We start from the raw sequence: 23,776 nt of genomic DNA on the forward strand, positions 1-23,776 counted from the left end.
TTCACAGCACGCGTAACATCATTATCTTTTCGCGCCTCTGGCGCCACATGCCGCCGGAGGCGGCCAAGGCTTTTTCTGCGCGGAGCGCCACAGCGTCTCTTACTTATTTCTGCTCTTAGACAGGAGGTTCATTTTTTCTTCGTAGTAGGCCGGGGTCATATCCACGAAGTGGACGTGCGGGTTCTCGAAGCGCTGTTCTTCCTGCCAGATTTCGTTCTTCAGCTGATACTGCACGAAGGCGCGGATATCTTTCAAGGCCGGCTGCTTGTAGACGAGTTTGCCGCCGCGGAAAATCGGAACAAGCAGTTTCTTGGCCGTGCAGCCTTCGAAATGGCGCAGTCTCCACGGTTCGTTCGGATCGACGTAACGGAATTTATGTTCTACATCGACAGGTTCGCCTTCTTTGGCAATGAGGTCAGAGACGGCTTTGCCCTGCGGGTTATAAATACGATAGAGCTCTTTGCGGCCCGGGTTCGTAATCTTTTCCAAGGTTTCGGATACTTTGATACGCGGTTCCCAGCCTTTATCGCCTTCGACGGCCACGAGTTTGTACACGCCGCCAAAGACAGGGTCGCTCTTTGCGGTGATCAGGCGCTCGCCGACACCGAAGGAGTCGATGCAGCCGCCCTGGTCCAGGATAGAACGGATGGTATATTCGTCGAGGCTGTTAGAAGCGACTATCTTGCAGTCCTGCAGGCCCTCGCTGTCGAGGATGGCACGGACACGCTTAGACAGGTATGCCAAGTCACCGGAGTCAATACGCACGCCTTTGAGTCTCTTGCCCATTGGTTCGAGGACTTCACGAGCAATGCGGATGGCATTGGGCAGGCCGGAATGAATAACGTCATACGTATCAATCAGGAGCACGACGTTATCGGGATAAACTTCGGCATATCTCTTAAAGGCCGTATATTCATCGGGATAGTACATGACAAAGCTGTGGGCCATGGTACCGCCGACAGGAATACCGAATTCCTGGCCGGCAAGGACAGTAGCCGTACCATCTGCTCCGCCGATATAGGCGGCACGTGCACCGTAGACGGCAGCATCCATGTTATGGGCACGGCGGGCACCAAAATCGGAAACGCCGCGGCCTTCCGCTGCACGGACGATGCGGGCGGTCTTCGTAGCGATCAGAGATTGATGGTTAACTTCTGCCAGGAGCGCCGTTTCCAGGAGCTGAGCCTCCAGAATCGGGGCGGTGACAGAAAGGACGGATTCTCTCGGGTACATAATGGTACCTTCCGGGAGGGCATCAACGTCACCGGAAAAGTGGAAATTGCGCAGGTATTCCAGAAAGTCCTCATCAAACATATGCATGTCTCTGAAATACTGTACGTCTTCATCTGAAAAATGGAAGTCTTCGATGTACTGGATGCATTGTTCCAAACCGGCAAAAATGGCAAAACCGCCGTTATCCGGGTTATGACGATAGAAAATATCGAAAGTGGCACGTTTCATATTGTCCAGGCCATCTTTAAAATAGCCATAGGCCATTGTCATTTCGTAAAAGTCCATCATCATGGACAGGTTGCGTTCACTGCTCTGCATTGTGGTAAAACCTCCTCCAGGTTTTAATGGGGATATATTGAGAACATTGTAACACTTTTTGGGGGTTCTGTCATATGGGGTTTGTAAGGTGACAAGACAGGTGAAGGGCACCTGCGCCGAAGGCGCAAGTGCGGGTGGCGCTTACGCGCGGAAGGAAAGCCGGGAAGCTGTGGTCGCCTGCGGCGACGGGAAAGATAAAACATTCTATCCGTCAACCGTAAGGACCTTCTTCGACGCCGCTCTGCGGCATTGAAGAAGGGGGCCCGCTTTGCGGGGGATGATGACCCTTATTACCTTCTTTCACTTCACGTAGTGAAGTAGAAAGAAGGAGGGCCATTTATGGCGGAAGATTTCTTTTTATTCCCCTTCGCTTCCACTTTTGGTTCATTCGCACCTTCAACTGCACACTTTTACTTTGTTTTCCTGTATAGTAGCCGTATCTACTATATAAAAATTCTACAATTGGAGGTACTCATGGACAGAGGAAGAAAAGCAGTTACACTCGCAGAATATGATGAACTACGAAAAAATGCAAGAATGATGCGTAAAAACATGACCGTAGTCGAAAAAATTTTATGGTATCAAGTTCTTAAGAAACTTTCTGTGCGGTTCTTAAGGCAAAAAATTATTTATTATTATATCGTTGATTTTTACTGTGCAAAAGCAAAATTAATTGTAGAGGTCGATGGAATCCAACACACTGAAAAAGATGTTGAGGAATATGATGCTAAAAGAACTGCATTTCTCAGGAGCAGAGGGTATGAATTAATCAGATTTTCTAATTCTGAAATTGCACATGATCTGTATGGGGTTGAAGATAGAATAAAGAAAGTCTTGGAGGAGAGATTAGGGAGGGAAGTATAAAGAGGTATGAGCATTAACCGGTAGATTGCTAGATTTTGTTACTGCTAACCGATAGTGAAGAAAAAATTTTTAAGGGACATCACCCACCGCAAGCGGTTCCCCCTCTTCAATGTCGCGCGGCGACGTCGAAGAGGGTCACTAAAAATTTACCGCAGATGTTTTTAATTTTTCCTTTAGGCAATCCGACGTCAGGAGGGTTGCCTTCCTCACAACCTCCTTCCAAACCACTACGTGGTTTCGGAAGGAGGGGGCCCGCAGGAAGCACTGACGACTGTCAGGGCTGACGAGTGCGGGGGAAGATAGCGTATTTTTCTTTATTCTCCCCTTCTCTCTCCTTCTCCACAACAAAAAGCGCTGTGAAGAAACAAATTTCATTTCTTCACAGCACTTGTAATATCGTTGTTTTTTGCGCGTAAGCGCCACAGCTTCTCACTTCGGCATTCTTTCTTCTGCCTCCACTTCAGCGATGCGGTCCATTTTCTGGACGGCTTGTTTGCCGCCGTAGCGGTCGGACATACAGACAAGGATGAAGGCGATGGCGAGAATGGTATATCCGATATAAGCGCCGCCGGCACCGTAAGCGAAGACGGCGTGTCCTGCGACGTAGCAGCCGGTCAGGAAGAAGATGATGGTAAAAGTATAGAGTATGGCTTTATGACAAAATTTCCAGTCCTTTGTGAGGACAAACTGCGTCCAGGCGAGAGCCGACTGTTTGGTATTGTTAGACAGGAAGATGGTCGAACTGGCGTACCCCTGGGCTTCCGAGAATGTCCCCCACTGAAAGGAGGCGGCAAAGATCATGGGATAGATGGTCATGATAGGATCCCAGTCGAGCGGCATCAGGGCGACGGCGGTCAGGGTCACAGCATTGACGACGATGACAATTTTACGCATGTCTTTGCTGGTCTTTTTGGAGAGCAGAAAGGATGTAATGACGCCGGTCACAAACATAAGGAGTGCCCCCACTCTCGTCATGACGGCAAACATATTCCCGCCCAGCAGGTCTTCTATCAGTGACATCAGGTTTCCGGTCTGCGCGTTGGCAAAGTTGCGTCCGTGCAGAATGACAGAATATAACCCCTCAAATCCTGCATAGCCGGCCATGAGCCAGTGCAAGATTTCATCGTAATGTGTACGAAAATAATCGTTCATTTCTTCCCCTCAAAATATATCTTAATCCGTTCAAAAGGCGGCTTCGGATAACGACGCAGGTCGCTGGCCGCGGGCCGCCGGTCGCTCTGTAGGAAGCAAACTGTAAACGGTTTGCAAAAAATATCATATGGATCTCTTCAGCGTTATTTTCTCTTTCCGCTGATGCGATCCTGGAATTCTTGTTTTACTTCGGCCAGGAGTTCCGGATTGATAATCAGGTCGGCTGCTGTGCCGGCAAGGATCTTGGCACCGTACAGAATGGCAGCGTGACCGCTTTCGCTCTTGCCGTTATCGAGGTATACCTGAGAATGGGCAGAGGATCCGGCCGGTACGAATTTGATGCGGGCGCAGGCACCGGGCATACGGTGCAGGACGTTGCCAAAATCGGTCGATCCGGTCTTTTCTCTCGGGCCTTCGATACCGGGAGCGCCGCAGGCTTTGGCGTTTGCCATGATGCAGTCATTCAGGGCCAGGGCAGGAATTTTATCGTCAAAGGATGGTTTGTTCTTGATTTCAACGGTCACACCGGCAATGAGCGCGGCACCCATCATGATATCGCGGACGCGTTCCACGACGCCGTCCAGTTCTTCACGGGAATAGGAACGCAGGCAGAAGGAACCCACGGCCTTATCCGGTACGACGTTATTCGGGCCGGGCAGTTCTTCCACGGTATAATGCATGCGCACGTCGTCTTTCACGTGTTCACGCAGGAATTCAATGCCGTTAAAGGCAATGAGCAGGGCATCAAAGGCACTGCGCCCCTGATCCGGGGCAATGGCTGCATGAGCGGCTTTGCCATGGAAGGTCACGAGGAGTTCGCTGAGGGCCAGGCTCTTGATATCCGTCTGGGTTGCCGGACCGCCGTGCATCATGAGGGCCACGTCGATATCCTTGAAACAGCCGGCTTTGATCATGTTGATTTTGCCGCCGAAGGTTTCTTCTGCAGGCGTACCGTAAATCACGATTTTGAAGTTCTTATCTTTCAGGACTTCCCGAAGGGCAAGCGCCGCCCCGATGCAGGCCGGGCCCTGCAAATGATGGCCGCAGCCGTGACCGAAATTTTTCAGGGCATCATATTCACAAAGCATGCCGATACTGGACCCGCCTTCCCCGTTCTGCCAAGTCGCGCGGAAGCTCGTCGGCAGGTCTGCCAGACCGCGTTCCACCGTAAAACCTGCTTTTTCAAGCATGTTCGTCAGCAGGTCAGAAGCAAATACTTCATGCCCTTCCCACTCGGGATGGTCATAAATAGCGTCTGCGGCGGTGACGAGGCAATCGCGGTAAGAATCAATAAGAGTGAATAAGTTTTCCTTCAGCTTGTCCATGGGGATTCTTCCTTTCTTACGAGTGCCCGGTAGCGAGCACTACGATTCACAAAAAAAGCATCCAACCACCACTGGTCGGATGCTTTTACTTACGCCAGTTCTTTTCTTACAACTTCGGCGATGGCATCGGTAATGAAGTCGGTCTCGCTCTGGGTCGGGCCCTGAGCCATGACGCGGATCAGCGGTTCCGTACCGGAAGCACGGACGAGAACTTGCCCGTCATCACCGAGTTTATCCGTAAATTTCTGGGTCACTTCTTTAATTGCTTCGTTCTTTTCCCAGCCGTTCTTGTCCTTGACGCGGACGTTGACGAGGGTCTGCGGATATTTCACCATCAGGCAGCCGAGCTGGGACAGGGTGCGATTATGACGCACGACGGAGCTCAGGAGCTTCACGCAGGTCATCATACCGTCACCGGTGCGCACCAGGTCACCAAAGATGATATGACCGGACTGTTCACCGCCGAGCTTGTAGTCATGCTTCAGCATTTCTTCAAGGACGTAGCGGTCACCGACAGCGGTCTTCACCGTGCGGCCGCCGTGTTCCTTCATGGCCTTGGCCAGGCCGACGTTGCTCATGACAGTGGTCACGAGGACGTTGTCTTTAAGTTTACCGGCAGCCATCAGGTCGAGGGCGCAGATCAGCATGATCTGGTCGCCGTCAAGGGGCGTGCCCTTTTCATCGACAGCGAGGCAGCGGTCTGCATCACCGTCGTTGGCTATACCAAGATCGGCACCGACTTCGACAACTTTCTTCTGCAGGGCTTCCAGATGGGTGGAGCCGCAGCCGTTATTGATGTTAATGCCATTGGGTTCATGGAAAATAGGAATGACATGAGCCCCGAGCATGCGCAGGATGGCCGGCGCAATGTCGCTGTTGGCACCGTTGGCGCAGTCCATAACGACTTTGAGGCCGTTTAATTTGATATCGGAGCTGTCCACGATGTGCTGGATGTACTTTGCACCCATATCAGGTTCGGGAATGACGCGGCCCACGGAAGAGCCGGTCAGGGTATGGTCATAGTCAATCGGAGCCTTGACGATGGCTTCGATTTCGTCTTCAACAGCATCGGGCAGCTTGAAACCGCTCTTTGCGAAAAACTTGATGCCGTTATCTTCAAAAGGATTATGAGAAGCGGAAATGACGACACCGGCATTGGCACCGAGATTTTCCGTCAGATAAGATACGGCGGGCGTCGGGATGACACCCAGGATATGGGCATTGCCGCCGGCACTGCAGATGCCTGCAGCAAGGGCCGATTCGAGCATCGTCCCGGAAAGGCGCGTATCGCGTCCGATCAGAATATTCGGGGTTTTTACTTCACGTCCGAAATACATTGCCGCAGCGCGGCCCAATTTATAGGCAAGTTCCGCATTGAGATAGCCGTTGGCAATCCCGCGGACGCCGTCCGTTCCAAACAATCTAGCCAAGAAATTCAGCCTCCAGCTTATTATTTACTGTTCTTTTTATCTTCGTTGATGCTTCCAAGGACAGCCAGCATCTGACCCGGCGTAATTCCATGGAAAGCTAACAGCACTAAGCAATGATACCATAAATCGCTCATCTCGTAAACCACGTCATTCTGGTCGCTGTTCTTGGAGGCGAGCATGGTAGAAGCGCATTTCTCGGCGAGTTTCTTCAGGATTTTGTCCTGCCCGGATTCGAAGAGAAGGTGCGTGTAGGACTGGGATTTGGTGAGTCCGCGCATGGTCATGATGGATTTATAGAGGTTAGAAATGACCATAGGCAGAGTGTTTTCTGCCGTCGGCAGACTTTCGCCGGAGCCGCTGTTCCACAGCGGATAGCTGAAGCAGGAATAGGTGCCCTTGTGGCAGGCTACGCCCTTTTGTTCGACACGGACAAGGAGGGCATCTCCATCGCAGTCATAGATGATACTCTTGACCTTCTGCGTGTTGCCGCTCGTAGCGCCCTTGTTCCAGAGCTCCTGGCGGCTGCGGGACCAGAACCAGGTGTAGCCCGTTTCCACAGTGCGGGCGAGAGATTCACCGTTCATGTAGGCCAGCATCAGCACACGTTCCGTGCGGCAGTCCTGGACAATAGCAGGAATCAAGCCGCGGTCATCAAATTTTAAGTTCGTTAAATCAATTTTCATGTTAGAACACCTCAGGATTTGGATTGAGTTAGAAAAGTAAGGTTTCTCTGTGCGTCGCTTGGTAAGTTTTGGATAGATGTGGTACGAAGAATAGTGCATTGAGAGAAAGATTCATCTTTATATTATACACCAGATAGAGGGAAAAGATACAAACAGTGGGAAAGAAGGAGGAAGAATGTAAAGGATGAGGGAGATAATAGGAAAAGATTCTATCCGTCAATCTCAGGGACTTTCTTCGACGCCGCTTTGCGGCATTGAAGAAGGGGGCCCGCTTTGCGGGGGATGATGACCCTTATTACCTTCTTTCACTTCACGCAGTGAAGTAGAAAGAAGGAGGGCCATTTATGGCGGAAGATTTCTTTTTATTCCCCTTCGCTTCCACTTTTAGTCCATTCGCACCTTCAACTGCACACTTTTACTTTGTTTTCTTGTATAGTAGCCGTATCTGCTATATAAAATTTCTACAATTGGAGGTACTCATGGACAGAGGAAGAAATGCAGTTTCGTTCGCAGAATATGATGAACTACGAAAAAATGCAAGAATGATGCGTAAAAACATGACTGTAGTCGAAAAAATTTTATGGTATCAAGTTCTTAAGAAACTTCCTGTACGATTCTTAAGGCAAAAAATTATTTATTACTATATCGTTGATTTTTACTGTGCAAAAGCAAAATTAATTGTAGAGGTCGATGGAATCCAACACACGGAAAAAGAAATTGAGGAATATGATGCTAAAAGGACAGCGTTTCTTAAGAACAGAGGGTATGAAGTAATCAGGTTTTCTAATTCTGAGATTGCGCATGATTTGTATGGGGTTGAAGAAAGAATAAAGAAAGTCTTGGAGGAGAGATTAGGGAGGGAAGTATAAAGAGGTATGAGCATTAACCGGTAGATTGCTAGATTTTTGTTACTACTAACCGATAGAGAAGAAAAAATTTTTAAGGGACATCACCCACCGCAAGCGGTCCCCCCTCTTCAATGTCGCGTTGCGACGTCGAAGAGGGTCCCTAAAGATGTTTGATTTCCTGCGGATGCGGGGAATGATAGCTTCTTTTTTCTTTTCTTTTATTTTTATAGCTTTCCCTCTCCCCCTTTCGCCTTCCTCTCCTCTCACTTCCCCCACTCACACTAAGGACCTCGCCGATGGCGAGGTCCTATCCTTATTCTTTCGTTACAATCTTACTTCTACGCCTTTGTCTCTCAAGTATTCTTTGACTTGGCGGATGCTAAATTTGCCGTAGTGAAAGACGGAGGCAGCGAGGGCTGCGTCGGCTTTGCCTTTGGTAAGGACTTCATAGAAGTCTTCGAGGCTGCCTGCACCGCCGGAAGCGATGACGGGCACGTTTACGGCTTCGGCGACGGTTCTTGTAAGCGGAATGTCATAGCCGTCTTTGGTACCGTCGGCGTCCATACTGGTCAGCAGGATTTCGCCTGCACCCAGGGACACGGCTTTTTTGATCCATTCGACGGCGTCAAGGCCTGTCGGTGTTCTGCCGCCGTTAATATAGACTTCCCAATGGTTAGGTGCTACTTTCTTGGCATCGACAGCGAGTACCATGCACTGGGCGCCATAGGCCAGGGATCCCTGATGAATGAGGTCAGGATTCTTTACGGCTGCCGTGTTGAGGGATGTTTTATCCGCGCCGGCCAGAAGGACGTTATGGATATCATCCATAGTGGAGATACCGCCGCCCACAGTCAGCGGCATAAAGACTTCACAGGCCGTGCGCTGAATGACGTCGAGCATGGATTTACGGCCTTCCCAGGAGGCAGTGATATCGAGGAATACGAGTTCATCAGCTTGTTCTTTTTCATACAGGGAAGCCAGTTCTACCGGATCTCCGGCGTCTTTTAATTGTACAAAGTTAGTTCCCTTTACTACCCGGCCATTTTTGACATCCAGGCAGGGAATGATTCTCTTAATCTGCATGTGTCAATCCTCCTTTGCAATCCGGACGGCGTCCGGCAGGGAAATGGCACCGGTATAGAGTGCTTTTCCGATAATGCAGCCTTCGATTCCGTCGGCACTTTCTTTTTTGAGACGACGGACATCGTCCAGTGTCGAAACACCGCCCGAAGCGGTGACTGGAATGCCGCAGGCTTTGGCAACTTCCACGGTTTCTTTGATATTATTGCCGATCATCATGCCATCCCGGGCAATGTCGGTATAAATAATGCGCGTTACGCCGCAGTCTGCCATTTTCTTTTCCAGTTCCACAGCTTTGATGTTGCCGCTCTGGGACCAGCCTTCAACGGCTACCATGCCTTCTTTGGCATCAATACCGACGACGATATGTCCGGGAAAGGCTTTGCAGGCTTCTGCGACAAGTTCCGGATGATACACGGCCGCCGATCCGAGAATGGCCTGATGGACACCCAGATTCAGCAGCTTTTCAATCTGCTCCATGGTACGGATACCGCCGCCCACTTCAATAGGAATGCCGCCTTCTTTGATAATACTCTTGATGGAAGGCAGGTTGCGGCTTTCACCGGCGAGGGCGCCGTCAAGGTCCACGACGTGAATGGAAGCAGCTCCTTCAGAGGCCCATTTCTTTGCCATGGCGCCGGGATCTTTACCGTATACGGTTTCCTTGGAAAAGTCGCCTTTCAGGAGACGGACACACTGCCCACCGCGCAGGTCGATTGCGGGATATATGTTCATGGTTCCCACTCCTTAAAGGCCTTCAGCATGGCAAGACCTGCAGCGGAAGATTTTTCCGGGTGGAACTGGAAGCCCTGTACATTGTCTTTACCGACGGATGCAACGATGGTCGTACCGTAGTCACAAACGGAGGTAATAACAGAAGGATCTTCCGGTTTGGCAGCAAAGCTATGTACGAAATAAACCATCTTACCGTCAGCGTCTTTCATAAGCGGAGACGGATTGACGACTTTCAGTTTATTCCAGCCCATGTGCGGCACTTTAAACGGGGTCTTGATAAGCTCTACCTGCCCTTTTAAGAGGCCGAGACCCTTTACCCCAGGTGATTCTTCACTGCCTTCAAAAAGCAGCTGCTCGCCTAAGCAAATGCCCAGGAAGGGCACACCTTTATTTACGACTTCATAAATGACGTCAATTAAGTTAGCGGCTTTCAAATGTTCCATGCAGTCGCCGAATACACCTACTCCGGGAAGAATGACTTTTGGGGCAGCGGCGATGACTTTCGGGTCAGAAGAAATCTCGGGATCGGCACCGATCTTCTTTAAGCCATTAAATACACTGTGGAGGTTTCCACGACCAGAGTCGATGATGACGATTTTATTACTCATAAGAACACTCACCTCTCAAATTTACTGAGTGGCTAGTGGTTAGTGAGTAGTGGTTAGTACACCCGCAATTAAGAATTATGTCGCTGATTCCTGAGAAAGTGAATCAGCTTCCTTAACTTATAAGCGAGTGCATTACTAGTGTCCTCTTCTTCACTCAACACCTTCTTAGAAGTTTCCGAATGAGGGCACTGGTCATTTTGATAATTTCTGTGGCTTCACCATTAATACTATTAAAAGTTGCTGCATCTACGAACTTTCTCATCCTGCAAATCAGTATTTGAGTTTTTACTTCAGAAAGTGATCCTCTTGCTATATACAGGAAATGCACAAATTCTTTTGTTGAGTGTCTTCCATAACCCTCAGCAATATTGAGGGATATCGAAGTTACAGCCCGACGCATTTGCTTATCAAGAGCATATCTCTCATCAGAAGGTAATTGCTCAAGCACATCATAAATGACGTCCGCTAACGCAACAGATCTCTGCCAAATTTCTAAATCTTCATAACTACGAATCATATTCTTCCTCCAATGTTACGAATTTTGCAGGCACTCAATATGCCTACTAGCTGCAAAAAGTCCCAAAATTTTTACTGGTATAGATGCAAAGATATATCTATTGTACAAAATTTTGTACTTAAAAGCAACGAAACACAGAGAAAAAATCACAATTCTAAGAAAAACTAGCTATTAAAAATTGCGATACAAACTGCTGCGCCGATTGTACTAACCACTTTCCACTAGCCACTAACCACTCTATTTTTTACAAACTCCCCTTACTACTCATAATTCCGTGCACCCGGGGATCGATGGCTACGGCTTCCGACAGCGCCCGTCCGAAGCCTTTGAAGATGGCTTCGAGCATATGGTGGGTGTTCTTGCCGTACGGAAGGTTGACGTGGAGGGTCATGCCGCTGTGGACGGCGATGGCACGGAAGAAGTCTTCGCCCATTTCGGTATCAAAGGTACCGAGCATATTTCTTGGGATATCAGCGTTCCATACGAGGTAAGGACGGCCGGACAGATCCAGTACGATTTCAGCCAGGGCTTCGTCCATAGGCAGAAGGAAGCTGCCGTAACGGTGGATGCCGACTTTGTCTCCCAGGGCCTGGGTCAGGGCATCGCCGAAGGTAATGCCGACGTCTTCCACGGTATGGTGGCAATCGACATCAAGGTCGCCTTTGGCCTTAACGGTGAGGTCGAACTGTCCGTGGACAGCGACCAGGGTCAGCATATGGTTCAGGAATCCGACGCCCGTATCGATATCGTTCTTACCGGTACCGTCGAGATTCAATTTTACATAGATTGAAGTTTCCTTTGTTTCTCTTTTGACTTCCGCTTCCCGCATAATCAATCCTTCCCTTCTTTAAGAATATCCCCTATGGTTTCCAAAATCTTTGCATTTTCTTCCGGCAGACCGACGGAAATACGCAGGCAACCCGGAAGTTTCGGATTATGAGAGTAATTTCTCACAAGAATCTTACGGCTCAGCAGGGTATTGAAAAGATAGGAACCTGCCGCCATAGCTTTGGCATCTTCCGTATCGGCTTTCTCGCCAGACTGCTTATAGAGGTTTGTGAGGACATCCCCTACCGGCTTGAGGCAAAGGAAGTTAGATCCGGAAGGATACACGTAAAAACCAAGGTCTTCAAGGCCTTTTTTCAGCACGGTACGCTGCGCCACGAGGTGAGCGACGCGCTGATTCAAATAGTCTTTTTCTTTATAAAGCAGCTCGCCGATAGCCAGGGTAAAACCGTTGACGTGATACGGGAGCATGGCTTTCTGCATAATCTTCATGACGGGCATGCTGCCGGCGCCGTAACCAATACGCAGACCGGCAAGGCCATACGCTTTGGAGAAGGTACGCAGGACAAGGAGGTTGTCATATTTGGAAACGAGGTCCAGCGTGGAATTCTTGGAGGCGTCTTTACCGTCGTTACTGAATTCGATATACGCTTCATCCATGACGACGAGGCAGTCCACGTTTTTGATGACTTTTTCCATTGCTTCGTGCGTGTTGAAGCTGCCTGTCGGGTTATTCGGATTGCAGATGATAACGACGTTGGGCTGCTCTTTCTTGCAGAATTCGATAAGGGCATCAGGGTCGACCTGACATTCCTTGGTCAGCGGGAACGGGGCCGGAGTGCTGTCTGCCAATACTGCATACGTCTCATACATGGAGAAGGACGGAGACGGATAGGAAATCTTTCTGCCTTTGCCGCCGAAGGCGTAGCAGAGTTTTTCAAGCAGTTCGCTCGAGCCGTTGCCGAGGGTAATCTGGAAGGGATCCAGGTTCAGGTTCTTGGCGATGAGACGGCAAAGATTTTCGCCGTGCATGGCGGGGTAACGGTTGATTGGGTATTTGGAGATGGTTTGGAGGATTTTCTGCTCCATTTCATCTCCGCAGTATTCGTTGGTTTCGTTGGCGTTTACAATAATATCCGCATCGGGTACGGTCTCCACAACGTAGTCTTCTACCTGGGAAAGGCTGTCCCGGCCTTTGTAAGTTGACATGAGTGTTTACCTCCTAGGAAATGTTTAAGATATACGAAAATTTACTAACACATTGCTATACTTTTGTAACTACTAACCTATACAGAAGGTTAGAAGAAGTTTAAGGGTCATCACCCACCGCTTACCGGAAGTCCCGATACCATCGGGCCTTCCTGCGGTCCCCCCTCTTCAATGTCGCACAGCGACGTCGAAGAGGGTCTCTAGTGCCTCGATTGGGGTTTAGTTTGGATTTTACAGGTGCTTAATCGTACCAATCCCTGTTATCCTACTGAATACCCACCGCAAGTGGTCCCCCCTCTTATTTTTTTTACAAAAAAACAAGAGGGCTGCTGCTCTAATTGGAGATTTGGTTTGAATTTTACAGGTGTTCTATCGTACCAATTCCTGTTAGCCTACTGAATCCCCACCGCTGGCGGCTGAAATTGAAATTTTGATTTCTAAATGACAAAGCCCGCTTTTCCTTGTAATGTCGAGGACTGCGGGCTTCATTTCAGGCTTAGGTTACAGGTTCTTCTTTCAATACTTTTTTCAAATCACGAACGAGCTTCTTGATGCGCTGGTGCTGCAGGCGGAAGCTGACTTTGTTGGCGATGAGCCGTGCCGAGCTCGGGTACACCATGGCGACTTCTTTCAGGTTGTTTTCCCGAAGGGTCGTGCCGGTTTCCACAATATCGACGATGAGTTCACTCAGGCCTACAATCGGTGCCAGCTCGATGGAACCGTTCAGTTTGATGATTTCCATCTGCATGCCCATCTTATCGAAGAAGGCGGTGGCACTGTTGGGATACTTGGTCGCTACCCGCATATGGGTGTAATCCATGATATTCGGTAGCACCTTGGACGCGGGCAGTGCCATCATGAGGTGGCATTTTCCGTAGCCCATATCAAGGAGTTCGTAGACGTCCTTATTTTCTTCAATGAGAACGTCCTTGCCGATAATCCCGATATCTGCGGCGCCATATTCCACGTAGGTGGGCAAATCCATCGTTTTGACGATGATGAACCGCACTTTGGTATCTTCGTTCGTGATGACGAGTTTGCGGGAATCTTCGACGACGTTATCCGCCGAGACCCCGACTTTCGCCAGTATCTGTACCGATTTATCGAATAATTTGCCTTTTGGCAAAGCAATTGTCAGATAGTCCATAATATCGTCCCCTCACTTACCGTACATAGACGAGTGCTTCGCAGTGGTTGGCTTCGCACGCCTTGGCTGCCTGTTCCGGCGTCATCGGTGCGGTCGCCGTCTTCACTGTCTTACCGCCTTTACGCAGTTCCATCGCCTTGCGGATTGCTTCTTTTTCATTGCCTTTCTTCCAGGCAACGAACATATCCCATGTCGATTTGCTCTTAAATACACCTTCACGGCGCATGGAGAGGATGATACGGTCTATACCCATGGCAAAGCCGGTGGCAGGCATCGGTTTGCCAAATTTTGCCATCATGTTATCGTAACGGCCTCCGCCGCAGATATTAAATCCAATCTGCGGGCCATAGGCCTCAAAGACCATGCCGGTATAATAATCGAAGTTGCGGACGAGACTCAGGTCAAAGTTGATGTAGTCTGTCATGTCGTACGCTTCGCACAGGTCAAAGATGGCAAGCAGATTGTCCAGGGCCTCAATGCATTTGGGGTTGGTCATCCGCTTTTTCAGGTTGCGGAGCATATCGGGACCGCCCTGCATATAGAGCAGCTGCTGCAGGACTTTGCGCACCGGTTCGTAAGAGACAACTTCAGCCGCTTTCTCAAGGGCTACGGAATTGTGCGTCAGAATCATTTGTTTGACGCGTTCTTTCTGACTGGGAGAAAGTTCGGCATCGTCAATGAGCCCTGCCAGGAAACCGCTGTGACCGACACTCAGGATGAAGTGTTCAAGACCTGCCGCTTTGAGGCTGCTCACGGCCAGGGCGAGCACTTCGGCATCAGCTTCAGGACCGGCATCTCCGAAAAGTTCCACGCCGGCCTGTGAGAATTCGTTTTGACGTCCGGCCTGGTTTTCTTCATAACGAAAGACGTTAGCAATATAAAAAAGACGCTTACTACCTTCGTCCCCCCGCATCCGGGTCACGACCATACGTGCCAGCGGCGTTGTCATTTCGCTCCGCAGCATGAAGGTACGGTTATCGCGGCCAAGAAATTTCATGCTTTCATTGGACGCACCGGCACCGCTCAGTTCGAAGGTATCAGCGTATTCGAAGGTCGGAGTAATCGCCTCGTCATAGCCCCAGGCTACGAAGTTATTGGCGATGCGATCCTCCATTTCCCTCTTCATCCGGGCTTCGCCCGGCAGTATATCTTTTGTACCATTAGGAATTTGCAGCAAATTTGCAGTCATATTATTTAGAATCTCCCTCGCTGAGGAGCAGTGGGATAATCTTTCGATATCCTCCGGCTCCGTAATTTAAACATCGATTGACACGCGAAACGGTCGTGCTGCTGGCCCCCGTATCATTAACGATCTTGGCATAATTTTCGCCACGATGAAGACGCACCGCCACTTCCAGACGCTGACTCAACGCCTTGAGTTCGTTAGGCGTGCAGATATCTTCCATAAAGTCGAGACATAATTTTTCATCCTTGGCAAGAAGAAAAGCTTTAGCCAATTGTTGGATTTCTTTTTTATTCAGTCCGGCCTGCATCGCTATACCCTTCCTTTCAATTGAGGATTGCTTTGATAGTTTACTTCGCTAATACGATAACACATTAATATAAGATATGCAACCCTTTTGGAGTAAAAAGAGTGTAAAAGCTGTGGGCGATGGAGGCGACGGGAAGAAAAAAAGAAGCTATCATCCACTGCAAGGACCTTCTTCGACGCCGCTTTGCGGCATTGAAGAAGGGGGCCCGCTTTGCGGGGGATGATGACCCTTATTACCTTCTTTCACTTCACGCAGTGAAGTAGAAAGAGGAGGGCCATTTATGGCGGAAGATTTCTTTTATATTCCCCTTTACTTCCATTTTTGGTCCATTCGCACCTTCAACTGCACACTTTTACTTTGTTTTCCTGTATAGTAGCCGTATATGCTAAATAAAATTTCTACAATTGGAGGTACTCATGGACAGAGGAAGAAATGCAGTTTCGTTCGCAGAATATGATGAACTACGAAAAAATGCAAGAATGATGCGTAAAAACATGACCGTGGTTGAAAAAATTTTATGGTATCAAGTTCTTAAGAAACTTCCTGTACGATTCTTAAGGCAAAAAATTATTTATTATTATATCGTTGATTTTTACTGTGCAAAAGCAAAATTAATTGTAGAGGTCGATGGGATTCAACATACTGAAAAAGATGTTGAGGAATATGATGCTAAAAGAACTGCATTTCTCAGGAGCAGAGGGTATGAATTAATCAGATTTTCTAATTCTGAGATTGCACATGATCTGTATGGGGTTGAAGATAGAATAAAGAAAGTCTTGGAGGAGAGATTAGGGAGGGAAGTATAAAGAGGTATGAGCATTAACCGGTAGATTGCTAGATTTTGTTACTGCTAACCGATAGTGAAGGAAAAATTTTTAAGGGACATCACCCACCGCAAGCGGTTCCCCCTCTTCAATGTCGCGCAGCGACGTCGAAGAGGGTCACTAAAGATGTTTGAGTTCTTCTTAGATTTTTTCTATGCGGCTCCGCTCGTTGCGGCTTCGGAAGGTTCCTACAAAAAATTTACTTAGCTGTGTTAGATTTTTATTGCTGCTGACAGATACTGAAGAAAAAAATTTTAAGGGACGTCGAGTAGACGGGTCGAGTTGCCTCGCCCGCCCCTCACAGAACCGTACGTGCGGTTTTCCCGCATACGGCTCTTAGAATAATCTTTCAGCACCATATCTGCACTCTTGCACTCGGTGCCTTAATTTCTGTGTCGCAATTTCCATTATGGTAACCTCTTTGTCTTACCTTCTGTTTTGAGACAGAAATCGATTATTCTTTGCCCCCTTCGCTCCGCCTACTTTCATAGGTTTCATCACTACTATGAGGCAATCCGACTACTGACTCAGCTTTTGCCAACCTCCGTACAGTTAAGTATTTAAGTCAGCATACCATTGTCCCTTGGACTGAGTCAGTTCTCCCAGGTACATGAATAGTGTTTGTGTACTCGCCGTGCACTTGGACCCCGATGGAACTCTGTGCAGTTCTCGCCGCAGTTTCCTGCTAACGAACTGTACGCTTCTGCCTGCGACCGGTGATAAGGTATCGGCTTCCATATTACGGTTAACGAGGCTGATTCTGCTTTACGCCTTGCTCATCGCATTTGGCATTACGGCTCTCACACTCCCTGTCTACGCTTCATGCTCACCTCACGGCTCTGCATGCAAGACTCGGTACCAGCTGCTTGCTAGGCTTTACTGGATTCGGACTTTCACCGAACTATACTATTCACGCCGAACTGGCGCACGTCACCCACCGCAAGCGGTCCTCCTATCTTACTTTCCTCCCCCACTTCGTGGTTCACCCTCCTTCCTAAAGGACGGAGGTGGCAGAGGAATTCCAAACCTTACGGTTTGGCTTAATTAAGGCGACGTCGAAGAGGGTCCCTAAAGATGTTTGATTTCTTTATTAGGGCGTCGAAGAGGGGCACTAGTGTGATAAATTGCGTTTTAGTCTGAATTTAACGGCTGCCTTAAAGAACCCATTCCTGTTATCCAACTGAATACCCACCGCGGACGCTGCTAAATTCATATAGTTGATTCTTGATTATTTACATTCCTCATCAGCCCATCATTTATGGACTTTTTTCTTTCTGGATTCACATTTTTCCATTTATTTCTTGACAAATTGAGTTTATTCGTATAAACTCTATAAACAAGTCATTCATCAAGAGTAGCGGAGGGATTGGCCCTATGAGGCTACGGCAACCATCACACGAAAAAGTGTGAACGGTGCTAAGTCCAACAGGCTCAGCCTGAGAGATGAAGAAGAATACTGAATGAATTCCTCTTCATTGTGTTTGATGAAGAGGTTTTTTTATGACAGAGGGAGGAAGTAAACAATATGATAGAATTACAGCACATTAACAAGATCTATCACAGTAAAGCCGGCGATCTGCAGGCTTTGACGGATATCAACCTGACCATTAATGACGGGGAAATTTATGGGATTATCGGTCTTTCCGGTGCCGGCAAGAGTACGCTGGTTCGCTGCATCAATATGCTTGAAACCCCGACGAGCGGTACCGTCATCGTAAACGGCAAGGACATGACAAAACTGTCCGCCACGGAACTTCGTAAGGCTCGTCAGGATATCGGAATGATTTTCCAGCATTTCAATCTGCTGAGCACGCGCATGGTCTATGGCAATGTGGCTTTTCCGCTTGAAATTCAAGGTTTGAGCAAGGATGAAATCAAAAAGAAGGTAGAACCGCTGCTTGACCTGGTTGGTCTTTCCGACCGCGCCGACCACTATCCTTCCCAGCTTTCCGGCGGGCAGAAACAGCGTGTCGGTATTGCCCGCGCCCTGGCTTCCAATCCGAGAGTGCTCCTTTGCGACGAAGCGACTTCCGCCCTTGACCCGCAGACGACAGAAGCCATTCTGACGCTGCTCCGCGATATCAATAAGCGCCTCAACCTCACGATTGTCATGATCACTCACCAGATGAACGTGGTAAGGGAAATTTGCGATCATGTAGCCGTTATCGAAGCCGGCAAGATCATTGAAAAGGGTTCGATTTTTGATGTCTTTACGAACCCGAAGACTCCGACGACCAAAGAATTCGTAGCTTCCGTCCAGAACGAAGATCTGCCTGAAGTGATTCAGAAGCTCGACATCAAGAAGAATTACGAATCGGGCGACAAAGCGTTGGTACGTCTGCACTTCATCGGTGAAAGCGCCAACGAACCGGTCATCGCAACGCTCATCAAGAAATACAATATTGACGTCAATATCGTTGCTGGCAATATTGAGACGCTGCAGGAGACTCCTTACGGCATGCTGCTCATCGGAATGGATGCCGATGAAGAACACATGAAGCTGGCTATGGATTATCTCCATGAGAAGAATTTACAGATTGAGGTGATTGGTTATGTCCGCTAATATTATCAATATGCTCGTTAAATCTTTGGGTGAAACGCTTTACATGGTCATTATCTCGGCACTCCTTGCCACGCTGTTTGGTACGCCGCTCGGAGTGATTCTGACGGTAACAAGACCTGGTCACATTCTGGAAAATAAAGGTATCAACCGGATTCTCGGCGCCGTCGTCAACGCTGTCCGCTCTACTCCGTTCATTATCCTGATGGTTGCCATCATTCCGCTGACCCGTCTGATTGTCGGTACCTCCATCGGTACGACAGCTGCTATTGTTCCGCTGACGATTTCCGCTACGCCGTACATTGCGCGTATCATTGAATCCTCCCTGCTGGAAGTTGACCCCGGCGTTATCGAAGCAGCTCAATCCGTAGGGGCTTCCCCGATGCAAATCATCTGGAAGGTGCTCCTGCCGGAATCCATGCACTCTATCGTGCTCGGCGTCACGCTTGCTATGATTTCCTTGATTGGTGCTTCCGCTATGGCCGGTGCTCTTGGCGGCGGCGGCCTCGGCGACCTGGCTATTCGTTACGGTTATCAGCGTTTCCAGGCTGACACCATGGTAGCTACGGTTATCGTGCTGATTGCGCTGGTACAGTTGGTGCAGAGCCTTGGGAATAAGATCTCGGCGAAATTGAATAAAACGAAGCTGAATTAAAAAAATCCTCCGCGACGAGCGGAGGATTTTTTTTGCTGTGGCGCTTCGCGCGGTAAGAGCTGTGGTCGCCGGAGGCGACGGGCCTGCGGCAACTAAGTAGAAAGAAATTAAAAACGCTTTTGGCATTTGGTATTTAGCTGCTGCAGCAGTACGAAAAAGTGGCTAGTGGTTAGTGGGAAGTGGTTAGTACACCTGTGCGGGTATTTTTCTTGGTAGATTCTTAAGAAAGATAAAAGCGGGCAGTTAGAAATAAAATAAGCCTTCGGCAAAAAGGGTCATCACCCACCGCAAGCGGTCCCCCCTCTTCAATGTCGCGCAGCGACGTCGAAGAGGGTCCCTAAAGAATTTACTGTAGCCGCTCTCTTATTGTTACGTTGTTACGATATTTACTTCGGATCCGGGAAGATCATTTTGAAGACGTGGAGGTCGATGAGGCCGGTTTTTGCGTTGCGGACGTAGCCCAGGATAGCAAGGTCATTACCATCGATGACAGCGAGTTTAGCACAGTTCATATCGCCGCCCAGAAGTTTGGAGCTATTGAAGTTGCCCAGGTAGACGCCGTCTTTTTTCCAAAGTTTCAGGGTAAATCCGTCGATAACGACGATGTACCGGTCCAGAATAGCCATATCGACCAGATTGTAGATGGAATCCTTATCGGTCTGACGATAGCTGCCGTAGTACTGCATTAGTTTGCCTTTCGGGCTGAAGCAGGCGACAATGTTAAAGTCATTCGGACGAATCCGGCCGCCGGCATAGACGTTGCCGTTACTCATCACCTGAATCAGCGATACGCCGCCGGCAAAAGGTTTGGCGCGGTTATGCAGGAAGGACGGATGATTATTGACGAAAGCGCCATCTTTGATATCTGCAAGGGTGAAATTGTCGTTGCCGTAGAGATAGGCCTGGTTTTCACCGGGAAGCAAGGCGATGCGCGTTGCCGTGGTCTGCCCTTTCAGGCTTTCGATATCGTTGCCGTCACGAAGGGTATGCACGCTCTTTCTGACGTAATAGATATCACCGTTTTCGCCCAGCGTAAGCCCGAAGAGTTTTTGATTCTTGAGCGTCACTACGCCTTTGACACCGAATTCGCGGTGAGGGTACAGGGTACCGTCTTTGAGGTCAAAAGCGGCTAGCGTCGTCGTTGTACCGTCAGCGCTGCGGCGGGCCAGGTAAAAGACATCATTTTTCACAAAGAAGTTAACAATCCGGTCCACGCCTTCACTCGTCAGGTCGCGTGTATTCAGTTCCTGCAAGGTGAGATTCGTTTTGGAGATTGTCACGGTTCTGGGTGCCTGCGGTTTCGGCGGCATTACTTTTTCCTGGATTTCCCAGCGATAGAAGTAGGCTGCAATACCGAGAATCACGACTGCAAGGGCAGCCAGCAATATGATTTTATGTGTTTTAATCCATGGAAGGACTTTCGTTTTTAAAAAGTTCAACTGTGGAACCCCTCTCATTACAATGTAACGTTTATAGTATATCACAGGGGACTTGAAAAACGAATATTTTTCGAGTTCCCAAAGCAGATAACAGATGGCAGTTAGCCAAAAGATAGGAAGGTGTGAAGTTTATTTGCGGTGTGCTTCATGATGCTTATTTTCGTGCTTTTCGATGAGTGGTGCTTATGATAGAATGAAAGGAATTCAGCAAGGAGGATGCAGCGATGGAGATACTGATTTTGGAAGAATCCTTTCAGGATAATGATGCCCTGGAAGTACTCGTAGAAGCTTTTGAAAAGGGTGCGAAAAGTGCGGGGCATTCCGTTCGTATTCTTGATCTGGCGGATTTTTTGATTACTCCTTGCTATGGCTGCCTTATGTGCGGTTTTGACAGTCCCTGCGTCCATACGGACGATATGGATGAACTGCGGGATGTTATTCTTGAATCTGATGCGCTCGTCTTTGCTTCTTCCCCGACTGATAAAGGGGTAACGCCCCAGATGCATGCGGCGCTGACGCGGTTTATTTATTTTACGCTGTCGCTGCGGAAAAAGGGTCTCTGCTCTGTCCTGCTTTCGGTTTCGCCAAAAAATACACCTGACGCATTCGCAACGCTTGTGGAACGATATGAGTCGCTTGTCGGGCATTTGGCGTTTCGTGATAAGGGAAAAGTACTGGCAGCGGGATGTGGGAATGTAGAAGAGGCAGAAAAGTCTTCTTATCGTAAAGAGGCGGAAGAATTAGGGAAAGGGATGTGAGGAAAAGCTGTGGCCGCTGGGGGCACACAAGAGTGGTTAGTGGCTAGTGGCAAGTGGTTAGTACACCCGTGCGGGTATTTTTCTGGGCGGATTCTTGAGAATGAAAGTGCGAGCAGCAAGAAATAAAATAAGCCTTCGGCAGAAAGGGTCATCACCCAACAAAACCGCGGCCTTCGGCCGAATAGGAAGCTCACGCAGCTCCTCCTCGTCGCTGCTTCTGAGAAACTTCGCGACGACAACTCCCGCGGCGCTACGCTAGCGGATCGTTGGCGCTCAGTTCCGTTTCCCCCTCTTCAATGTCGCACAGCGACGTCGAAGAGGGTCACTAGTGTGCTACATTGCGATTTGGTTTAGATTTTACAGGTGCTTTATTGGACCAATTCCTGTTGTCCGACTGAATACCCACCGCAAGCGGTCCTCTCTTCAATGTCGCACAGCGACGTCGAAGAGGGTCACTAGTGTGCCAATTGCGTTTAGGTTTGGATTTTACAGGTGCTTTATCGGACCAATTCCTGTTGTCCGACTGAATACCCACCGCAAGCGGTCCTCCTCTCTTATTTTTTTGCAAAAAAACAAGAGGGCGAAAGAAAAAGCTGTGAGAGAATGGTATTTCTCTTCACAGCTTTTGTATTTTCTACTGTTTTACAGGTTCATTACAGTTAACGATACGCCTGATATGATGAGGAAGATGATCATGATGTAGCGGGCCGCTTTGGGTGAGATGATTTTTGAAAGGCGCATCCCGCCCCAGAGCCCCAGTCCCATACAGGGCAGGAGCATGGCTGACTGCGTCAGGGTGTGTGCATTCAAAATGCCCATGCGCATGTAAATGATAAACCGGAAGGCATTCGTGGCAATAAACAGTGTGGTCAGATTGCCTTTAAAATCCTCCATGTTATCCGTTGCCTGCGCGATATAGACACTGATCATGGCGCCAATACCCAGCAGGCCGCTGAAAAAGCCGGACATGATGCCCAGCACGGCCGCAGCGGCTTTCGGCATAACACTTTTTTTCTTCTGATATGCCTCTCTCAGCATATTGAGCCCCATGGCAATGATGAGAAGGCCCAGGACGATTTTGATGTGAGCCGGGTCGCCTATTTTTAAAAAGAAGACGCCGGGTATGATACCAATCGCCATATAGAGGGCCGCCTGTCCACAAACTTTGAATGAAACATGGCGGCGTTCATGATAGGCAATAATGATATTGGAAAGAAGACTCAGCGGTAAATCGACTGGTGTAATGTGAATATTATCTTCCCAAAAACTTAAAATGGCGTCAAACACGAGGGTATTGGCAAAACCGGTCAGACCCTTTGCCAGATACCCGCAGAAGGAGGCAAACATCATTGGCAGCATGTCATGACTCCTCCTTTTTTACCAGAGAATATTTCCTTGCTCTTACTTATTTTTTCTCAGGATATGGCCATAGAGGAAACGATCCAGGAAAGAACTAAGCACTTCATCCCGCTTGTCTTTCGTCAGACATCCCTGCATAATCATGCACATGAGGGAAAAATACATGTTCTGCGCCATGATGCCCACATCGGGATTCGGTCTCAAGAATCCTTCTTTTTCTCCCCCATTGAGGATATCAATCAGGATCTTAATTTCGCCGCGAATAATATCGGCATAGCGCGTCTTCATTTCGACATCTTTCTGGGACGGTGCAGGGCCCCAGTTGACCTCTACATCGTAGTTTTGTTTCTCGGAATTCCAGTGCAGCTGCCAGCCGCCCGAAACACCCAGAATTTCAAAAAACAGTACGGACCATAAGACCTTATTTTCATCCATGAATTCAACCATTGTCCGGAAAAATCCCATGAAACGATCGGTAAATGCGGTGCTGCTGTTATAAACCTGGTTCAGATCTTTCATAAACTGATCATTTTTCTGGCTCATCAGCGTATAAAAGAGCATTTCCTTGTTCTTATAGTACTTATATACCGTTCCCTTTCCCGTATCCGCAATTTTCACGATCTCATCCAGGGTACTATTATGGTAGCCCTTGTGTGAGAATACCTCTTCAGCCGCTTTAAGGATTCGAAGGTCTTTGGGTACTAATTTTTCAATTGCCATTTTACGATTCACACCGTCCCCTACAACTTCTAT

The 23,776-nt window shown here is 48.7% G+C and carries 24 protein-coding genes and 1 riboswitch; of the genes, 7 read left to right on the plus strand and 17 right to left on the minus strand.

Annotated features, from left to right (window positions below; translation table 11 throughout):
- Positions 1-99 precede the first annotated feature (99 nt).
- Entirely contained in the window at positions 100-1,551 is a 1,452-nt protein-coding gene (locus LKE33_09895) for a nicotinate phosphoribosyltransferase (GenBank protein MCH3951229.1), read from the minus strand.
- 88 nt (positions 1,552-1,639) lie between these two features.
- Here LKE33_09895 and LKE33_09900 point away from each other — a divergent pair, with 88 nt between their 5' ends.
- The gene (locus tag LKE33_09900) at positions 1,640-1,804 is read left to right on the plus strand and encodes a hypothetical protein (GenBank protein MCH3951230.1); all 165 of its coding nucleotides are present in this window, start codon (positions 1,640-1,642) and stop codon (positions 1,802-1,804) included.
- An 86-nt stretch (positions 1,805-1,890) separates the two neighbouring features.
- Entirely contained in the window at positions 1,891-2,415 is a 525-nt protein-coding gene (locus LKE33_09905) for a DUF559 domain-containing protein (GenBank protein ID MCH3951231.1), read from the plus strand.
- Positions 2,416-2,844: 429 nt separating this feature from the next.
- On the opposite strand, the gene LKE33_09910 is transcribed toward LKE33_09905, so the two are convergent.
- The 4 genes from LKE33_09910 to hisIE all read right to left on the minus strand — a co-directional run bounded on the left by LKE33_09910 (position 2,845) and on the right by hisIE (position 7,005).
- Positions 2,845-3,567, minus strand: coding sequence for a DUF1275 domain-containing protein (locus LKE33_09910; GenBank protein ID MCH3951232.1), 723 nt, complete (start codon positions 3,565-3,567; stop codon positions 2,845-2,847).
- 143 nt (positions 3,568-3,710) lie between these two features.
- A complete protein-coding gene (locus LKE33_09915) occupies positions 3,711-4,892 on the minus strand; it encodes a M20 family metallopeptidase (protein ID MCH3951233.1) in 1,182 nt (393 codons plus the stop codon).
- 89 nt (positions 4,893-4,981) lie between these two features.
- A complete protein-coding gene (gene glmM, locus LKE33_09920) occupies positions 4,982-6,322 on the minus strand; it encodes a phosphoglucosamine mutase (GenBank protein MCH3951234.1) in 1,341 nt (446 codons plus the stop codon).
- Positions 6,323-6,342: 20 nt separating this feature from the next.
- Positions 6,343-7,005: a bifunctional phosphoribosyl-AMP cyclohydrolase/phosphoribosyl-ATP diphosphatase HisIE gene (gene hisIE, locus LKE33_09925; GenBank protein MCH3951235.1), complete on the minus strand. Its 663-nt coding sequence runs from the start codon at positions 7,003-7,005 to the stop codon at positions 6,343-6,345.
- Between the two features lie 479 nt (positions 7,006-7,484).
- On the opposite strand from hisIE, the gene LKE33_09930 reads away from it, so the two are divergent.
- Complete coding sequence (locus LKE33_09930; GenBank protein MCH3951236.1) at positions 7,485-7,874, plus strand: DUF559 domain-containing protein; 390 nt, start codon at positions 7,485-7,487, stop codon at positions 7,872-7,874.
- 303 nt (positions 7,875-8,177) lie between these two features.
- Here the strand turns inward: LKE33_09930 and hisF are convergent, their stop codons facing one another.
- From hisF to LKE33_09975, 9 genes are all read right to left on the minus strand, one after another.
- Positions 8,178-8,936 carry an imidazole glycerol phosphate synthase subunit HisF gene (gene hisF / locus LKE33_09935; GenBank protein MCH3951237.1) on the minus strand — a complete coding sequence of 253 codons (759 nt, stop codon included), beginning with the start codon at positions 8,934-8,936 and terminating at the stop codon, positions 8,178-8,180.
- Between the two features lie 3 nt (positions 8,937-8,939).
- The gene (gene hisA, locus LKE33_09940; GenBank protein ID MCH3951238.1) at positions 8,940-9,668 is read right to left on the minus strand and encodes a 1-(5-phosphoribosyl)-5-[(5-phosphoribosylamino)methylideneamino]imidazole-4-carboxamide isomerase; all 729 of its coding nucleotides are present in this window, start codon (positions 9,666-9,668) and stop codon (positions 8,940-8,942) included.
- Positions 9,665-10,276, minus strand: a complete 612-nt coding sequence (gene hisH / locus LKE33_09945) for an imidazole glycerol phosphate synthase subunit HisH (GenBank protein MCH3951239.1) — start codon at positions 10,274-10,276, stop codon at positions 9,665-9,667. Before hisH ends, hisA begins: the two co-directional genes overlap by 4 nt.
- Positions 10,277-10,430: 154 nt before the next feature.
- Entirely contained in the window at positions 10,431-10,793 is a 363-nt protein-coding gene (locus tag LKE33_09950) for a four helix bundle protein (GenBank protein ID MCH3951240.1), read from the minus strand.
- Positions 10,794-11,037: 244 nt separating this feature from the next.
- Positions 11,038-11,622: an imidazoleglycerol-phosphate dehydratase HisB gene (hisB, locus tag LKE33_09955; protein MCH3951241.1), complete on the minus strand. Its 585-nt coding sequence runs from the start codon at positions 11,620-11,622 to the stop codon at positions 11,038-11,040.
- A 2-nt stretch (positions 11,623-11,624) separates the two neighbouring features.
- A complete protein-coding gene (gene hisC / locus LKE33_09960) occupies positions 11,625-12,788 on the minus strand; it encodes a histidinol-phosphate transaminase (GenBank protein ID MCH3951242.1) in 1,164 nt (387 codons plus the stop codon).
- A gap of 496 nt (positions 12,789-13,284) precedes the next feature.
- The gene (hisG, locus tag LKE33_09965) at positions 13,285-13,935 is read right to left on the minus strand and encodes an ATP phosphoribosyltransferase (protein ID MCH3951243.1); all 651 of its coding nucleotides are present in this window, start codon (positions 13,933-13,935) and stop codon (positions 13,285-13,287) included.
- A gap of 16 nt (positions 13,936-13,951) precedes the next feature.
- Positions 13,952-15,124, minus strand: coding sequence for an ATP phosphoribosyltransferase regulatory subunit (hisZ, locus tag LKE33_09970; protein MCH3951244.1), 1,173 nt, complete (start codon positions 15,122-15,124; stop codon positions 13,952-13,954).
- Position 15,125: 1 nt separating this feature from the next.
- On the minus strand, positions 15,126-15,428 hold the full coding sequence (locus LKE33_09975) for a YerC/YecD family TrpR-related protein (protein MCH3951245.1): 303 nt from the start codon (positions 15,426-15,428) through the stop codon (positions 15,126-15,128).
- A 416-nt stretch (positions 15,429-15,844) separates the two neighbouring features.
- Here LKE33_09975 and LKE33_09980 point away from each other — a divergent pair, with 416 nt between their 5' ends.
- The 3 genes from LKE33_09980 (at position 15,845) to LKE33_09990 (ending at position 19,467) form a co-directional block, all read left to right on the plus strand.
- Positions 15,845-16,234 (plus strand): DUF559 domain-containing protein, encoded by a 390-nt coding sequence (locus tag LKE33_09980; GenBank protein MCH3951246.1) that lies wholly within the window; start codon positions 15,845-15,847, stop codon positions 16,232-16,234.
- Positions 16,235-17,594: 1,360 nt separating this feature from the next.
- Positions 17,595-17,702, plus strand: a riboswitch (SAM riboswitch).
- 75 nt (positions 17,703-17,777) lie between these two features.
- The gene (locus tag LKE33_09985; protein MCH3951247.1) at positions 17,778-18,815 is read left to right on the plus strand and encodes a methionine ABC transporter ATP-binding protein; all 1,038 of its coding nucleotides are present in this window, start codon (positions 17,778-17,780) and stop codon (positions 18,813-18,815) included.
- Positions 18,805-19,467, plus strand: a complete 663-nt coding sequence (locus tag LKE33_09990) for an ABC transporter permease (protein ID MCH3951248.1) — start codon at positions 18,805-18,807, stop codon at positions 19,465-19,467. The genes LKE33_09985 and LKE33_09990 overlap by 11 nt, the downstream gene beginning before the upstream one ends.
- A gap of 386 nt (positions 19,468-19,853) precedes the next feature.
- Here LKE33_09990 and LKE33_09995 read toward each other — a convergent pair whose 3' ends face one another.
- Positions 19,854-20,906 carry a hypothetical protein gene (locus LKE33_09995; GenBank protein ID MCH3951249.1) on the minus strand — a complete coding sequence of 351 codons (1,053 nt, stop codon included), beginning with the start codon at positions 20,904-20,906 and terminating at the stop codon, positions 19,854-19,856.
- A gap of 224 nt (positions 20,907-21,130) precedes the next feature.
- On the opposite strand from LKE33_09995, the gene LKE33_10000 reads away from it, so the two are divergent.
- Positions 21,131-21,664, plus strand: coding sequence for a flavodoxin family protein (locus LKE33_10000; protein MCH3951250.1), 534 nt, complete (start codon positions 21,131-21,133; stop codon positions 21,662-21,664).
- A gap of 642 nt (positions 21,665-22,306) precedes the next feature.
- On the opposite strand, the gene LKE33_10005 is transcribed toward LKE33_10000, so the two are convergent.
- Both LKE33_10005 and LKE33_10010 read right to left on the minus strand, forming a co-directional pair.
- Positions 22,307-23,023, minus strand: coding sequence for a sulfite exporter TauE/SafE family protein (locus LKE33_10005; GenBank protein MCH3951251.1), 717 nt, complete (start codon positions 23,021-23,023; stop codon positions 22,307-22,309).
- Between the two features lie 42 nt (positions 23,024-23,065).
- On the minus strand, positions 23,066-23,755 hold the full coding sequence (locus LKE33_10010) for a TetR/AcrR family transcriptional regulator (GenBank protein MCH3951252.1): 690 nt from the start codon (positions 23,753-23,755) through the stop codon (positions 23,066-23,068).
- Positions 23,756-23,776: the final 21 nt, after the last annotated feature.

Source organism: Acidaminococcus sp., assembly GCA_022482815.1.
Classification (GTDB): Bacteria; Bacillota; Negativicutes; order Acidaminococcales; family Acidaminococcaceae; genus Acidaminococcus.

Bases quoted from the DNA above. Each gene is read 5' to 3' on its own strand.
- LKE33_09980 (MCH3951246.1), top strand. From the start codon at position 15,845: ATGGACAGAGGAAGAAATGCAGTTTCGTTCGCAGAATATGATGAACTA.
- hisZ (MCH3951244.1), bottom strand. From the start codon at position 15,124: ATGACTGCAAATTTGCTGCAAATTCCTAATGGTACAAAAGATATACTG.
- LKE33_09915 (MCH3951233.1), bottom strand. From the start codon at position 4,892: ATGGACAAGCTGAAGGAAAACTTATTCACTCTTATTGATTCTTACCGC.
- LKE33_09930 (MCH3951236.1), top strand. From the start codon at position 7,485: ATGGACAGAGGAAGAAATGCAGTTTCGTTCGCAGAATATGATGAACTA.
- LKE33_09975 (MCH3951245.1), bottom strand. From the start codon at position 15,428: ATGCAGGCCGGACTGAATAAAAAAGAAATCCAACAATTGGCTAAAGCT.
- hisF (MCH3951237.1), bottom strand. From the start codon at position 8,936: ATGCAGATTAAGAGAATCATTCCCTGCCTGGATGTCAAAAATGGCCGG.
- LKE33_09910 (MCH3951232.1), bottom strand. From the start codon at position 3,567: ATGAACGATTATTTTCGTACACATTACGATGAAATCTTGCACTGGCTC.
- hisIE (MCH3951235.1), bottom strand. From the start codon at position 7,005: ATGAAAATTGATTTAACGAACTTAAAATTTGATGACCGCGGCTTGATT.
- LKE33_09895 (MCH3951229.1), bottom strand. From the start codon at position 1,551: ATGCAGAGCAGTGAACGCAACCTGTCCATGATGATGGACTTTTACGAA.
- hisG (MCH3951243.1), bottom strand. From the start codon at position 13,935: ATGGACTATCTGACAATTGCTTTGCCAAAAGGCAAATTATTCGATAAA.
- hisB (MCH3951241.1), bottom strand. From the start codon at position 11,622: ATGCGGGAAGCGGAAGTCAAAAGAGAAACAAAGGAAACTTCAATCTAT.
- hisH (MCH3951239.1), bottom strand. From the start codon at position 10,276: ATGAGTAATAAAATCGTCATCATCGACTCTGGTCGTGGAAACCTCCAC.
- LKE33_09950 (MCH3951240.1), bottom strand. From the start codon at position 10,793: ATGATTCGTAGTTATGAAGATTTAGAAATTTGGCAGAGATCTGTTGCG.
- LKE33_09905 (MCH3951231.1), top strand. From the start codon at position 1,891: ATGGCGGAAGATTTCTTTTTATTCCCCTTCGCTTCCACTTTTGGTTCA.
- LKE33_10005 (MCH3951251.1), bottom strand. From the start codon at position 23,023: ATGCTGCCAATGATGTTTGCCTCCTTCTGCGGGTATCTGGCAAAGGGT.
- LKE33_10000 (MCH3951250.1), top strand. From the start codon at position 21,131: ATGGAGATACTGATTTTGGAAGAATCCTTTCAGGATAATGATGCCCTG.
- hisC (MCH3951242.1), bottom strand. From the start codon at position 12,788: ATGTCAACTTACAAAGGCCGGGACAGCCTTTCCCAGGTAGAAGACTAC.
- LKE33_09990 (MCH3951248.1), top strand. From the start codon at position 18,805: ATGTCCGCTAATATTATCAATATGCTCGTTAAATCTTTGGGTGAAACG.
- hisA (MCH3951238.1), bottom strand. From the start codon at position 9,668: ATGAACATATATCCCGCAATCGACCTGCGCGGTGGGCAGTGTGTCCGT.
- LKE33_09985 (MCH3951247.1), top strand. From the start codon at position 17,778: ATGATAGAATTACAGCACATTAACAAGATCTATCACAGTAAAGCCGGC.